The sequence below is a fragment of the Pseudoxanthomonas kalamensis DSM 18571 genome, assembly GCF_010211745.1.
Taxonomy (GTDB): domain Bacteria; phylum Pseudomonadota; class Gammaproteobacteria; order Xanthomonadales; family Xanthomonadaceae; genus Pseudoxanthomonas_A; species Pseudoxanthomonas_A kalamensis.
In genome coordinates this window covers 210,191-224,129 of sequence record NZ_PDWQ01000004.1, presented here as the reverse complement: position 1 = coordinate 224,129, position 13,939 = coordinate 210,191, and the positions used below count along the sequence as shown (strand labels likewise).

Annotated in this window: 14 protein-coding genes; 9 read left to right on the top strand and 5 right to left on the bottom strand. The window is 67.9% G+C overall.

Features of this window, described 5'->3' with window-relative positions; translation table 11 throughout:
* Positions 1–54: 54 nt before the first annotated feature.
* The 4 genes from CSC70_RS09640 to CSC70_RS09625 are packed head-to-tail and all read right to left on the bottom strand — an operon-like array spanning position 55 to position 4,440.
* Positions 55–573 carry a Slp family lipoprotein gene (locus tag CSC70_RS09640; protein WP_162456430.1) on the bottom strand — a complete coding sequence of 173 codons (519 nt, stop codon included), beginning with the start codon at positions 571–573 and terminating at the stop codon, positions 55–57.
* On the bottom strand, positions 570–2,522 hold the full coding sequence (locus CSC70_RS09635; RefSeq protein WP_162456429.1) for a transglutaminase TgpA family protein: 1,953 nt from the start codon (positions 2,520–2,522) through the stop codon (positions 570–572). Before CSC70_RS09635 ends, CSC70_RS09640 begins: the two co-directional genes overlap by 4 nt.
* 1 nt (position 2,523) lies before the next feature.
* The gene (locus CSC70_RS09630) at positions 2,524–3,486 is read right to left on the bottom strand and encodes a DUF58 domain-containing protein (protein WP_425501568.1); all 963 of its coding nucleotides are present in this window, start codon (positions 3,484–3,486) and stop codon (positions 2,524–2,526) included.
* A gap of 6 nt (positions 3,487–3,492) precedes the next feature.
* Positions 3,493–4,440 (bottom strand): AAA family ATPase, encoded by a 948-nt coding sequence (locus CSC70_RS09625; protein WP_246189380.1) that lies wholly within the window; start codon positions 4,438–4,440, stop codon positions 3,493–3,495.
* 38 nt (positions 4,441–4,478) lie between these two features.
* On the opposite strand from CSC70_RS09625, the gene CSC70_RS09620 reads away from it, so the two are divergent.
* Complete coding sequence (locus tag CSC70_RS09620) at positions 4,479–6,326, top strand: ArnT family glycosyltransferase (RefSeq protein ID WP_162456427.1); 1,848 nt, start codon at positions 4,479–4,481, stop codon at positions 6,324–6,326.
* A gap of 30 nt (positions 6,327–6,356) precedes the next feature.
* On the opposite strand, the gene CSC70_RS09615 is transcribed toward CSC70_RS09620, so the two are convergent.
* Positions 6,357–6,926 carry a Maf family protein gene (locus CSC70_RS09615; protein ID WP_162456426.1) on the bottom strand — a complete coding sequence of 190 codons (570 nt, stop codon included), beginning with the start codon at positions 6,924–6,926 and terminating at the stop codon, positions 6,357–6,359.
* Between the two features lie 113 nt (positions 6,927–7,039).
* Between CSC70_RS09615 and CSC70_RS09610 the strand changes: the two genes are divergently transcribed.
* From CSC70_RS09610 to CSC70_RS09575, 8 genes are all read left to right on the top strand, one after another.
* Positions 7,040–7,549 (top strand): YceD family protein, encoded by a 510-nt coding sequence (locus CSC70_RS09610; protein ID WP_162456425.1) that lies wholly within the window; start codon positions 7,040–7,042, stop codon positions 7,547–7,549.
* A 60-nt stretch (positions 7,550–7,609) separates the two neighbouring features.
* Positions 7,610–7,804 (top strand): 50S ribosomal protein L32, encoded by a 195-nt coding sequence (rpmF, locus tag CSC70_RS09605; protein WP_162456424.1) that lies wholly within the window; start codon positions 7,610–7,612, stop codon positions 7,802–7,804.
* Between the two features lie 107 nt (positions 7,805–7,911).
* Positions 7,912–8,904, top strand: a complete 993-nt coding sequence (locus CSC70_RS09600) for a beta-ketoacyl-ACP synthase III (RefSeq protein WP_162456423.1) — start codon at positions 7,912–7,914, stop codon at positions 8,902–8,904.
* A gap of 92 nt (positions 8,905–8,996) precedes the next feature.
* Complete coding sequence (gene fabD, locus CSC70_RS09595) at positions 8,997–9,938, top strand: ACP S-malonyltransferase (RefSeq protein ID WP_162456422.1); 942 nt, start codon at positions 8,997–8,999, stop codon at positions 9,936–9,938.
* Positions 9,939–10,005: 67 nt separating this feature from the next.
* Complete coding sequence (gene fabG / locus CSC70_RS09590) at positions 10,006–10,749, top strand: 3-oxoacyl-ACP reductase FabG (protein ID WP_162456421.1); 744 nt, start codon at positions 10,006–10,008, stop codon at positions 10,747–10,749.
* Positions 10,750–10,891: 142 nt separating this feature from the next.
* Positions 10,892–11,131, top strand: coding sequence for an acyl carrier protein (gene acpP / locus CSC70_RS09585; protein WP_162456420.1), 240 nt, complete (start codon positions 10,892–10,894; stop codon positions 11,129–11,131).
* Between the two features lie 102 nt (positions 11,132–11,233).
* A complete protein-coding gene (gene fabF / locus CSC70_RS09580; protein ID WP_162456419.1) occupies positions 11,234–12,472 on the top strand; it encodes a beta-ketoacyl-ACP synthase II in 1,239 nt (412 codons plus the stop codon).
* Positions 12,473–12,554: 82 nt separating this feature from the next.
* Positions 12,555–13,904 (top strand): aminodeoxychorismate synthase component I, encoded by a 1,350-nt coding sequence (locus CSC70_RS09575; protein ID WP_162456418.1) that lies wholly within the window; start codon positions 12,555–12,557, stop codon positions 13,902–13,904.
* Positions 13,905–13,939 lie beyond the last annotated feature (35 nt).

Genomic DNA, 13,939 nt, shown 5'->3' with positions numbered 1-13,939 from the left:
ATGCGACAACGCCGCCCGGAGGCGGCGTTGCGGGATAAGGAAGCGGTCAGCGGTTCACCACCACCAGCGCGGTCCCCAGTAGGGACCCCAGTACGGGCCCCAGAAAGGATCGTAGTACGGATAGCGCGTCCGCACTTCGCTCACTTCCGGCCACAGGTAGATCACGTCGGCGGTGACCCGCGGCAGGCGATAGTCGTAGTCGCCGATCTTGGTGTCCTGGTAGCCGTCGATGCGGCCGATCACGGTGATCTCGCGGCCTTCGGCAAAGACCGCCGGGTCGTAGAAGCCGGCGCGGCAGGCGATGAAGCGGCCGTCGGTGGCGTCGCTGGCGCCACTGTCGGGACGGCCCGAGTTGTTCAGCGGGCGCGAGATCAGCTGGAAGCAGGTGTTGTCCTGGCCGGGCACGGTCTCGATGATGCTGCCGCCCCAGCGCACGGTGGCGCCGGGCTGGGCGCTGGCGACCGAGTCGCGCGGGCTGACCTGGGCGAAGTCGCCCTGCAGCGGCTGCGGCACGCTGGCGCAGGCCGAGAGCAGCAGCAGGCCGGAGGCCAGAAGGAGGAAGCGGGTTTTCATGGCGGACTCCTGTGACGGGGGCGATGCCGATGCAGGTCCCGGACCAGTCTGGCGGTATCCCCAACGTCGGCAGCGTAGCGCGCCTTGCTGAAACGCTGGCTGAGCAGCGACAGCTCTTCGTTGCCGGTTGTTTTTGTGACACGGGCGGCCCAAGTGAGCGCCGGTTCATGCAGTTCGCGGCCGAGTCCGAGCTGGGCATAGCGCCGTCCCAGCCGGTGCCAGGCACGCAGCAGGGGATCACGCTGGCGTTCGCCCCGGGCCAGCAGCCAGGCCATGCCGGCCAGCGCCAGGATCGCGAATACCGCAAACAACAGGCCGAGGTCGCCTTCGTCCAGTTCGTCGACCCCGAACGAGGACAGCATCATCTTCTGCCGCTGCGAGTTGAAGCCCAGCACCAGATCGTTCCATCCGCGTCGCAGCCAGTCGCCGAAATCGACGAAGCGGGTCAGCGCGGGCAGGGCATCGGCCTGCGGGCCCAGACGATCCTCCAGGGTGTCGTAGATGCGTTCGGGCGCCACCGCCGCGGTCGGGTCCACGCGCACCCAGCCGCGCTGCGGCAACCAGACCTCTGCCCAGGCATGCGCGTCCATGCGCCGGACCACCCAGTAATCGCCGAACGGATTGCGATAGCCGCCGACGTAGCCGGTGACCACCCGTGCCGGAATCCTGGCTGCGCGCATCAGCACCACGAAGGACGAACTGAAATGCTCGCAGTAACCCTGTTTCTGCTCGAACAGGAACTCGTCGACCGAGTTGCGCCCCGGCAGCGGGGTGGTCAGGGTGTAGCCGAAGTCGGCTCGGATCATCTGCAGGGCGCGATCGACGATGGCGGCATCGTCATTGCCGACCTGTGCTCGCCATTGCCGGGCCAGCGCCAGTGTGCGCGGGTTGTAACCGGATGGCAGGCGCAAGGCCAGCTGTCGCAGCGCGGGCGAAAGTTGTGGCTGGTAACGGGCCGGCGGCGCCGATTGCAGCCGCCAGCGGCTCAGCGCGCTCAGCGGTCGGTCGGCGAACAGGCCGTAATCGCCGTCGAGGCGGGCCTGCGCCGGCGCTGCCAGCGGCAGGTCCAGTGCGACCAACTGGCGGCGGTCGGTGGGTTCGAATTCGATCTGGTAATCCCAGCGCGCCGGGCCGGCGACGAAGGGTTCGGCCGGCCGTCCGCGAAACCCCATGGGCCGGGTCCAGCGGCGGCCGTCGAAGTCCCACAGCACCGGGCCGCGCCAGTACATCTGTTCCGGCGGCGGCGCCGGGCCGAAGAACTGCGCACGCAGGGCCGGAGTGTCGTCGGCCAGCAGGTCGATCCATTCGCCAGGCGTCATTTCGTCCGACAGCCCGGGCCGGGCCAGGGCGCGTTCCGGCACGCCCCATAGCGGCGAACCCAGCCGCGGGAACAGCCAGAAGGCGACCAGCGCCAGCGGCAGGCCGATCAGGACCAGTTTGCCGGTCGCCGGCAATGCCCTGCGCAAAGACAATCCGCGCGTGACCAGCCCGGCTTCGGCATCGGCCAGCCGTTGCAGGGCCAGCAAGGCCGTCAGCACCGCCAGCAGGCCCAGCCCCATGCTCAGCGGGCCTTGGTCGAGCAGGAAGGCGGCGAACGGGGCGAACAGGGCGAAGCCGAGCAGGCTGCGTGCGTCGCGCAGGCTGGCGGTTTCGGAGGGTTTCAGCGCCAGCATCACCGCCAGCAGGGCGCAGCCGGTATCGCGACCGGGGCGCGGCCCCATGACCCAGAACACCGCCGCCAGCAGGGCCATGGCCAGCAGCACGCGTAACCAGGCCGGCAACGGGCGTTGCCACGACAGCATCGCCACCACGGTAGCGACCCCGGCCGCGCCCCAGGCCAGCATCGCCGGCAGCTGCAGCAGCAACGGCAGCAGGCAGGCCGCGGCGGCGACCAGCGTCCACGCGCGGGCGCCGGAATCCAGTCGAAGGGATGGTGGCTGGGCGGTCATCTCATTCCGCCTCGGCCTGCGGCAGCAGGGCCAGCGCGCGCAGGCAGGCGTGGCGGTGGGCGGCGCCAAGCGAAGGCCCCAGCGGTGGTTGCGCCGGCAGTGTCAGCCGATAGCTGCGGCTCTCGCGTTCGGCCAGTTCCACCCAGTGCGCCAGCCGGGCGATGCGCTTTTCGTACGGCAACGAAGACAGCGAGGCCCAGTCCAGCACGATGTCCTGGCCCAGCGGCTGCTCGTATTCGCGCACCAGCAGGGTGTCGCGGCGGGCCGAGGGTTTCCAGGCGATCGCGCGCCGCGGATCGCCGGCGCGGTAGCCGCGCAGGTGATGGACGTCCTCGCCGGCCGGGCTCAGCCGCGAACGTTCGGCCTGTCCCTGTCCCGAAGGCAGCGGCGGTCCTTGCGGCTCCGCGGCCGGATAGACCAGCAAGGCGCTGTCCGGCCAGACCCACGCCCAGGCCAGGGCCAGCCCCAGCGGCTGGGTGCTGGACAGGCGGATGCGTTGTCTGGGCAGCCAGCCGCGGCGCTGGGTGGGCAGTTCCAGAATCGCGACGGTCGAATCCCGCCAGGCGGGCAGGTAGGCATGCGCCGGCCCGGTCTCCACGCGCAGGCCGCGGCGCGGGCGTGGATCGGCGGCCGAGAGCGCCAGATGCAGGACGATGGCCTGCCCGGCCGGGACCGGTTCGGCCGACAGCGCCTGCACCTGCAAGCCGGACAACTGCAGGTGGGCGACGATCATGCTGGCCATTGCGGTGGCGCCCAGCAGCAGGGCCAGCAACAGCGCCGGGTTGTTGTTGTAGTTCAGCGCGCCCAGCAGCATCGCCAGCAGCAGCACGGCGAAGAACAGGCCGAAACGGGTCGGCAGCACGTACACGCGGCGGCGGCCGATGGCAACCGGCAGGGGTTCCGGCGCGCGCGGGCGCGCCAGTTGCCGCAGTCGTTCCGCCATGCGCTGGCGCCAGGCCGACAACACGGTTCAGTCCACGGGCACCACGTGCAGGATGGCCTTGGCCAGCCCGGCCGAGGCGCTGGCTTCGGCCTCCGGAACCAGACGGTGGGCGGCAACGGCGGCGAACAGCGCCTGCACGTCTTCCGGCACCACGTGCTGCCGACCCAGCAGCAGGGCATAGGCACGCGCGGCGCGCAGCAGGGCCAAGCCGGCGCGCGGCGACAGGCCGACGCGCACGCCCGGATGCACGCGACTGCGCGTCAGCAGGGCCTGCACGTAATCGATCAGCGCGGGACTGGCGTGCACGCTCTCGCTGGCCTGGCGCAAGGCCAGCACATCGTCGGCCGACAGCAGCGGCTGCAATTGCGAGATCATCCGCCGGCGGTCATCTCCGGCCAGCAGGGCGCGTTCGGATTCGGCGTTCGGGTAGCCCAGTGCCAGCCGCAGCAGGAAGCGGTCGAGCTGCGAATCGGGCAGCGGATAGGTGCCGGACAGGTCGACCGGGTTCTGGGTGGCGATGACGAAGAACGGCTCCGGCAGGGCATGGGTGGCGCCGTCCAGAGTGACCTGGTGTTCGGCCATCGCTTCGAGCAGGGCGCTCTGCGTGCGCGGCGGCGCGCGGTTGATCTCGTCGGCCAGCAACACGTGGGTGAATACCGGACCGGGGTGGAACTGGAACTGGCGCGTGCCGGCGTCGTAGACCGACACCCCCAGCACGTCGGCCGGCAACAGATCGGAAGTGAACTGCACGCGCTGGAACTTCAGCCCCAGGGTCGCAGCCAGCGCGTGCGCCAGCGTGGTCTTGCCCAGCCCCGGCAGGTCCTCGATCAGCAGGTGACCGTCGGCAAGCAAGGCGACGAACGCCAGCCGCACTTCATGCGCCTTGCCCAGCACCATCGCGTTGACCTGTTCCTGCGCCTGCTTCAGCGACTGTCGCAAGGCATCGGGTAGCATGTGCGGCGAGGGTGCGGTCATCGTGTTCCCTGTACGGTTTTCGGGAAGTCTAACGGCATATGCAACAGGAAAACCGCGCGCGGCACGTCTTTCTGGCGCTGTGGATCGCGATCACCGCGATCAAGCTGCTGGTCGCTGCGCGGCTGCCGTTGTTCGTCGACGAAGCCTTCTACTGGCAGGAAGGTCGCCATCTGGCGCTGGCCTATTCGGACCTGCCGGGATTGACCGCGTGGCTGATCCGGCTGGGCACCGAAATCGGCGGTCAGCACGTGCTGGCGGTGCGGATGCCGTTCCTGCTGCTGGCGGCGCTGTTGCCGTGGCTGGTCGCGCACATCACCGCGCGCTGGTACGGCGAAAATTTCGGCTGGCGTGCCGGCAGCCTGATGCTGCTGATGCCGCTGGCCGGCTCGCTGGGCATTCTGGCCTTGCCGGACGTGCCGATGCTGTTCGCCACCGTGCTGTGCCTGGACGCCGGTGCGCGGTTATTGCGCGGTATCGATGGCACCTCGGCCGCGGAACTGGCGCTGGGGCTGGTGATCGGTGCGTTGAGCCATTACCGCTTCGTCGGCGTGATCGGCGTCGGGTTTCTGGCATTACTGTTCCTGCCCGATGGCCGGCGGTTGTTCCGCGACGTGCGCATCTGGATCGCGTTGGCGATGGGTATTGCGGCATGGGCGCCATTGTTGCTGTGGAACCTGGAAAACGCCGACGCCGGCCTGCGCTTCCAGCTGGTCGAGCGCCATCCGTGGGCGTTCCAGTCCGGCGGCCTGTGGTTCCTGCTGATCCAGGCGGCTCTGGTCACGCCGCTGCTGTTCGTCGCCCTGATGCAGGTGTTCGCGCGCAGCCTGCGGCCGATGCCGGCGATGCCGGTGCAGTGGCGATATTTCGGCCTGCTCGGCGGGGTGTCGACGCTGGGCTACTTCGTGCTGGGCTTCTTCGCCGATGTCGAACGTGTGAGTTTCCACTGGCCGTTGCCGGGCTACGTGGCGCTGCTGATCGGCGTACCCGCCTGCCTGGCGGCCTGGCCGGTGTTCTGGCGCAGGTTGTGCTGGATCCTGGCGGGTATCGGGCTGATTGCCGTGCTTGGTTACTACGTCGCCGTGTCCGTGCCCGAGCTGCGCGAACAGGCCGCGGCCAGCAAGTACTACCCGTCGAATTTCTCGGGCTGGGACCGACTGGCCGACGCCGTGCGCGAGGAACTGCGCGACATGCCTGCGGGGACGCGAGTGCTGGCCGACAACTTCAAGGCCGGCGCCGAACTGGGCTTCGCGCTCGACGATGCCGACATCGCCGTCCTCGATCATCCGCTCAACCACAAGCACGGCCGCGCCCCGCAACTGCGTCTGTGGAGCCTGCAGAGCGACGGTAGTCGCGATGGCCCGGTGTTGCTGGTGGTGACTTCGACCGACGTCAAACTGCGCGAACAGGTCGATTACTACCAGTCGCTGTGCAAACGGCTCGGGCCGTTGCCACCACCGCGCGTGGTCAGCATCGACCATGGTGGCCAGCGGTTTCTGTTGTTCCGCCTGCCGGCACAGCGTGGTGCAGGCAAGTGCATCGCTCCAGCCATTGCGCACATCAACCAGCCCCGGCCGGGCGAACGGGTTTCGCGGGAATTTGCCGTTCAAGGCTGGGCGATCAAGGAGGGCGCGGGCATCAAGGTAGTGACGGTCATGCTGGACGACAAGCCAGTAGCGGATGCGATGTATGGAGTTCCGGAAGCTTGGGTGACGGAGCAGTTCTATCGGGGACACTCCAGGGACCCAAATCTTCCGCGCATAGGCTTCAAGGCCCAAGTTGATGTCTCCGGCATGTCGGCCGGAAGGCATTGGCTCGGTTTGAGACTGCACGGTACCGACGGCAGCGATGAAATCTGGATCGAAACCGCGATAGATATCCGGCCCTGATCCGGATCGCGATTCGTGCAGTGGGGGTTTTCAGGGCAGTTCGAACCCCGCCTCACGAAGCAATCGCGACAGCGCGATCAGCGGCAGGCCGATCAGGGCGGTGGGGTCGTGGCTGTCGATGGAGTCGAACAGGGCGATGCCCAGGCCTTCGCTTTTGAAGCTGCCGGCGCAGTCCAGCGGCTGTTCTGCGTCCACGTAGCGTTCGATTTCGGCCGAGGACAGCGGGCGCAGGCGGACCGTAATGGTGTCCATGGCCTGCAGGCAGGTGCCGTCGCGCCACAGGCAGACGGCGGTATGGAAATCGACCGGATGTCCGGACATCGCCGCAAGCTGCTTGATCGCCGCCTGGCGGTGGCCGGGCTTGCCCAGCGGCTTTCCGAGCAGCTCGGCGCACTGGTCCGAGCCGATCACCCAGGCCCCCGGCTGCTGCCTGCCAACCGCCTCGGCCTTGGCCTTCGCCAGCCGCGCCGCCAGCACCGGCGGCGGCTCGCCGGGCAGCGGGGATTCGTCGATCCCCGGGGCCGCCGTCTCGAACGGCAGCCGCAGCCGTTGCAGCAATTCGCCGCGATAGCGCGAGGTGGAAGCCAGGATCAGTCGCATTGGCGGGAACAAGGGCCGGGGGAGGGGCATTCTGGCCGATCCGGCCGCAGGCCGGGGACGGTTTGACACTCGTCCCGCATCTAATTGATAATTCGCAGGTTATGTCCCCAGACATGCCGTCATCGCGGGTGCCCGATATTCTGGATGCTTGGCGCATGGCGGCGGCGCGGCGCCGGTTCGAAGGGCGGGTGCCGTTGTCGGCCTTGGCGCGCCTGCAGGGATTGCTGGCCGACGACGAGGGCGAAGCGAGCTACGTCCTGCAGTTCGATCACGATCAATTGCAGGGGCCGTGCGTCGAATTGCAGATACAGGCGGCATTGCCGCTGGTGTGCCAGCGCAGCCTCGAGCGGTTCGCCCTGCCGGTGGAAATCACCCAGCGGCTGGGCCTGATCCGCGACGAGCAGGACGAGGCCGCGTTGCCGCCGGGCTGCGAGGCCCTGCTGGTGCCGGAAGACGGCCAGTTGCGTCCGCTGGACCTGGTGGAGGACGAACTGGTGCTGGCGGTACCGCTGGTGCCCACGGCCCCGGAGTCGGACGCGGTGCAACGCGACTGGCCCGCCGGGGAAGAAGAGTTGCAGAAGGCCAGCCCGTTCGCCGCGCTGGCCGGCTTGAAGAAAAACTGAATCCAAAGCAGAACCGGCCGCACCACGGCCGTCACCCGAACACGAAGTTGGAGCAAGACCATGGCTGTACAGAAATCCCGCGTCACCCCGTCCCGTCGTGGCCAGCGCCGCATGCACGACGCCCTCAGCGCCAAGCAGCTGTCGACCGACCCGACCAGCGGCGAGACCCATCTGCGCCACCACGTCACCGCCGACGGCTACTACCGCGGCAAGAAGGTGATCGCCACCAAGTCCGCGGTCGTCGACGAAGATTGATCTTCGCCGGCCGGGCCTTCCCGGCGCCGTCTTGTCGGTGCCGCGGCAGCTGTCCATGACCTTGCAGTGATCCACGGCCCGTGGCGGGCCATGCAGATGGAGACAACATGACCCAGGCACCGGGCAGCCGCATCTATTCGCGCATCGCCGGTACCGGCAGCTTCTTGCCGGAGCGCACCGTGACCAACGACGAGTTGGCCAAGAGCGTCGATACCAGCGACGAATGGATTCGCAGCCGCACCGGCATCCGCGAGCGGCACCTCGCCGCCGAGGGCCAGACCACGGGCGATCTTGGCTACGAGGCCGCGATCCGTGCGATGGAAGCGGCCGGCGTCAGCGCCGCCGACCTGGACATGATCGTGGTCGGCACGACCACGCCGGACCTGATTTTCCCGTCCACCGCCTGCCTGATCCAGGCGCGGCTGGGTGCCGACGGCTGCGCGGCGATGGACGTCAATGCCGCCTGTTCCGGCTTCGTCTACGCGCTGAGCGTGGCCGACAAGTTCATCCGCTGCGGCGACGCGAAGACCGTGCTGGTGATCGGTGCCGAAACCCTCAGCCGGATTGTCGACTGGACCGAGCGCACCACCTGCGTGCTGTTCGGCGACGGCGCCGGTGCGGTGGTGCTGAAGGCCGATAGCGAGACCGGTGTGTTGAGCACGCACCTGCATGCCGACGGCAGCAAGAAGGATCTGCTGTGGAACCCGGTCGGCGTATCCGCCGGATTCAACGGCGTCGAGCCGAATGCCGGCGCGCGCATCATCATGAAGGGCAACGACGTGTTCAAGTACGCGGTCAAGGCCCTTGATTCGGTGGTCGACGAAACCCTGGCCGCCAACGGCCTGGACAAGCACGACCTCGACTGGCTGATTCCGCACCAGGCCAACCTGCGCATCATCGAAGCCACCGCCAGGCGGCTGGACATGTCGATGGACAACGTCATCGTCACCGTCGACAAGCACGGCAACACCTCGTCCGGTTCGGTGCCGTTGGCGCTGGATACCGCGATCCGTTCCGGACGGGTGCAGCGTGGACAGCTGCTGCTGCTGGAGGCGTTCGGCGGCGGTTTCACCTGGGGTTCGGCGCTGCTGCGCTATTGAGCGCGGCGCCTGCGCATACTCCCTCGTACAGACAGATCGGCACATTCGCCCGTATCATCGCGGCCTGAGTTTTTCTGGCCGCTTCCGACCGCATGACCGAATCCTCCATTGCTTTCGTTTTCCCCGGACAGGGCTCGCAGTCCGTGGCGATGCTGGCCGAACTGGCCGAACTGCACCCGATCGTTCGCGACACCTTCGTCGAAGCCTCCGACGGTGCCGGTGTCGATCTGTGGGCACTGTCGCAGGGCGGGCCGGAGGAAATGCTCAACCGCACCGAATACACGCAGCCGGCGTTGCTGGCGGCGGGCATCGCCGTGTGGCGCGCCTGGCAGCAGCAGGAGGGCCCCGCGCCCGTGCGCCTGTCTGGTCACAGCCTCGGCGAATACACCGCACTGGTGGCGGCCGGCGCCCTGAGCCTGCACGACGGCGCGCATCTGGTGCGTCTGCGCGGGCAGCTGATGCAGGACGCCGCCCCGGCCGGTGTCGGCGCGATGGCGGCGGTACTGGGCGCGGACGATGCGCTGGTGGCCGAGGTCTGCGAGGCTGCCAGCGACAGCCAGGTAGTGGTGCCGGCCAATTTCAATTCGCCGGGACAGATCGTCATCGGCGGCGACGCGGCGGCAGTGGATCGCGCGATCGCGCTGCTGGGCGAGCGCGGCGTGCGCAAGGTGGTCAAGCTGGCGGTCAGCGTGCCTTCGCACACGCCGCTGATGCGCGAAGCGGCCAACCGGCTGGCCGAAACCATGGCCGGATTGGAGTGGCGATTGCCGGCCATGCCGGTGGTGCAGAACGTCGATGCGCGCGTGCATGAGGATCTCGACGGCATTCGCGAGGCATTGGTGCGCCAGTTGTACCTGCCGGTGCGCTGGACCGAATGCGTGCAGGCGCTGGCCGCGAGCGGTGTGTCGCGCATCGCCGAATGCGGTCCGGGCAAGGTGCTGACCGGACTGGTCAAGCGCATCGACAAGTCGCTGGATGCACGTTCGCTGGCCGCGCCACCGGACTTTTCCGGTGCGCTGGAAGAGTGGGCGTGACGGCAACGCGATTGATGCGACCCCGGATTTTCCGGCCCGAAGCCGGGCAAATGACAGGATTCCCGACATGAGCAAGCTTCTGCAAGGCGAAATCGCGCTGGTTACCGGCGCCAGCCGCGGCATCGGCGCCGCCATCGCCGACCTGCTGGCCGAGCAGGGCGCCACCGTGATCGGTACCGCCACCTCGCAGGCAGGCGCCGATGCGATCGGACAGCGTCTGGCGCCGTTCGGCGGCCACGGTCGTCCGCTCGACGTGACCCAACCCGAGGCGATCGAGGCGCTGGTGGATGCCATCGGCAAGGAATTCGGCGCGGTCAGCGTGCTGGTCAACAACGCCGGCATCACCCGCGACAACCTGCTGATGCGGATGAAGGACGAGGACTGGCAGGCCATCCTCGACACCAACCTGACCAGCATCTACCGCACCAGCAAGGCGGTGATGCGCGGGATGATGAAGGCGCGCAAGGGTCGCATCGTCAACATCGCCTCGGTGATCGGCCTGACCGGCAATGCGGGGCAGGCCAACTATGCCGCGGCCAAGGCCGGCATCATCGCCTTCAGCAAATCGCTGGCCAAGGAAATCGGCAGCCGCGGCGTGACCGTCAACGTGGTCGCACCGGGCTTCATCGAAACCGACATGACCCGCGACCTGCCGGAAGACGCGAAGAGCGCGCTGGTCGGGCAGATCGCGCTGGGACGCCTGGGCCAGCCGGGCGACATCGCCCACGCGGTGGCCTTCCTGGCCGGTCCGCATGCGGCCTACATCACCGGCGAAACCCTGCACGTCAACGGCGGCATGTACATGCCGTAAGCAAATTCACGCTACAAGTGATTGATTGGACTGCGGAAAGTCGGGCGTGTCACGGCGCGATCTTTCCACTAAACTATCCCCCGGTTTTCCTCGTCGTCGAGGAGATACTTCGTTCAACCCAACTCCGTCTGGAGCGACATACATGAGCAGCATTGAAGAGCGCGTCAAGAAGATCGTAGTCGAGCAGCTTGGCGTCAAAGAAGAAGAAGTCACCACAAGCGCATCCTTCGTTGACGATCTGGGCGCGGACTCGCTTGACACCGTCGAGCTGGTGATGGCGCTGGAAGAGGAGTTCGAGTGCGAAATCCCCGACGAGGAAGCCGAGAAGATCACGTCGGTGCAGCAGGCCATCGACTACATCAAGGCCCACGTCAAGGCCTGATCCCCGCAAGGGAAGGAAACAAGCCGGGGCCGCTGATGCGGCCCCGTGCGTATCTGGAAGCGGCCCGTGTGCCGCGCTAGCGCAAAATTGCAGGAGTCGCGAATGAAGCAGCGTCGCGTTGTGGTGACCGGCATGGGCATGGTGTCGCCGCTGGGCAACGACATGGCCAGCAGCTGGGACGGCATCGTCAACGGCCGCTCTGGCATCGGCCCGTTGACCGGATTCGACGCGGAGGCCTTTTCCACCCGCATCTGCGGCGAGGTGCGCGACTTCGACGTGACCCGCTGGGTGAACCTCAAGGACGCCAAGAAGATGGACGTGTTCGTCCATTACGGCATCGCCGCTTCGCTGATGGCGCTGGAGGATTCCGGGCTGGAGATCGGCGAGGCCAACGCCGAGCGCGTCGGTGCGATCATCGGCTCGGGCATCGGCGGCATCTACGGCATCGAGGAGCAGACCGCGCGCTATCTGGATGGCGGCCCGCGCAAGGTCTCGCCATTCTACATTCCCAGCACCATCATCAACATGCTGCCGGGCCATCTGAGCATCATGAAGGGGTTGAAGGGGCCGGGTTTTTCCGCGGTGTCGGCCTGCGCCACTGCCAATCACTCGATCGGCATCGCCATGCGCACCATCCAGTACGGCGACGCCGATGCGATGGTGGCCGGCGGCGCCGAGCGCGGTTCGTCGCCGACCTCGATGGCCGGTTTCTGCTCGATGAAGGCCATGTCCACCCGCAACGACGCGCCGGCGCAGGCCTCGCGTCCGTGGGACAAGGATCGTGACGGTTTCGTCATGGGCGATGGCGCCGGCATCCTGGTGCTGGAGGAATACGAGCATGCCAAAGCCCGAGGCGCGCGCATTTACTGCGAACTGGTCGGCTTCGGCGCCAGCCAGGACGCCTTCCACATGACCGCGCCCAGCGAGAACGGCGAAGGGCCGGCGCGCTGCATGGCCGCGGCGATGAAAGATGCCGGCATGGAGCCGACCCAGGTCGAATACCTCAACGCGCACGGCACCTCGACGCCGCTGGGCGACCTGGCCGAAACGCTGGCGGTCAAGCGCGCCTTCGGCGATCACGCCGGCAAGCTAATGGTCAGTTCGACCAAGTCGATGACCGGCCACCTGCTCGGCGCCGCCGGCGGCGTGGAAGCCATCTTCAGCGTTCTGGCCCTGCATCACGGCATCATCCCGCCAACCATCAACCTGGACCAGCCGGGCGAAGGCTGCGATCTGGACTACGTGCCGAACGTGGCGCGCGAGAAGAAGATCGACGTGGCGATGTCCAACGGCTTCGGTTTCGGCGGTACCAACGGCACCCTGGTGTTCCGCCGGCTCTGAAGACCCGCAACGCCGTACTGCCGAACGCGGGGCCGGCTCGTCGGCCCCTGGCTTGCTGCTCCCACTCCCGCGACCGGCGGACATGACCCAGACCCGCACTCTGCCGTCCGCGACCGACTTGCTGGCCCTGCACCGGCTGGCGCCGATGCGCTATCCGCTGCTGCTGGAATCGGTGGCGGCGGGAACCGCGCAGGGACGCTGGGACATGCTGCTGATCGCCGGCGGCGAGGCGCTGCGGCTGGGTGTGGATGGCCGCGTCCGCGATGCGCAGGATCGAACGATCCCCGGCGATTTCCTGCAAGTGCTGGACCGGGCTTGGTCCAGCGAACGCATGACCGATATGCCGGCTGCCGCCCTGCGCTGGCCGTTCCGCGGCGGCTGGGCGCTGTATCTGGGCTACGAACTGGCCGCGCAGGTCGAGCCGGTGCTGCAGCTGCCGATGCCGTCCGGCTCGGCGCCGGTCGCCGAGGCTCTGCGTTGTCCGGCGGCGATCCTGCGCGATCGCGCTAGCGGTGAATGCGTGGCGCTGGCCGAAGCCGGCCACGAGGCCTTGCTGTCGCGGCTGGACGATGACCTCGCATGTGCCGCCGACTTGCCGAAAATGGACTGGCAACCGCCGTTGCAGGTGGACGAAGAAGATCCCGAGGTATTCGTTGCCGGCGTGCGCCGGGTGCTGGAGTATCTGGCTGCCGGCGACATCTTCCAGGCCAATATTTCGCGCGGCTGGCAGGCGCGTTTCGCCGCGCCGGTCGATCCTGCTGCCCTGTATGCGCGATTGCGCGCCAGCAATCCCGCGCCGTTCGCCGGGCTGTACGCGGGACAGGGCTGGGCGGTGGCCAGTTCCTCACCGGAGCGGCTGGTATCGGTACATGGCAGCACTGTCGAGACCCGGCCGATCGCCGGCACCCGTCCGCGCTTCGACGGCGACGACGATGGCGAGCGCATTCGCGAACTGGTCGGCCATCCGAAGGAGCGCGCCGAACACGTAATGCTGATCGACCTGGAGCGCAACGACCTGGGTCGGGTCTGCGAGGCGGGCAGTGTGGAAGTGGACGAACTGATGACAGTGGAAAGCTATGCCCACGTGCACCACATCGTCAGTAACGTGCGCGGCCGGTTGCGCGACGGCACCACGCCCGGCGCGGTGATCCGCGCGGTGTTCCCGGGCGGCACCATCACCGGCTGCCCCAAGGTGCGCTGCATGCAGGTCATCGCCGAGCTGGAGCGCACGCCGCGCGGGGCCTATACCGGCGCCTTCGGCTGGCTCAACCGCGACGGCGACCTGGACCTGAACATCCTGATCCGCAGCATCGAGCTTGAGGGCGGGCTGGCGCGCTTCCGCACCGGCGCCGGGATCGTGGCCGATTCCGACCCGCAGCACGAACTGGACGAGACTCGCGCCAAGGCGCGCGGGGTGCTGAAGGCCCTGTGAGCGTGCTGCCGGCGTTCCGCAGCTGCAGTCCGGGG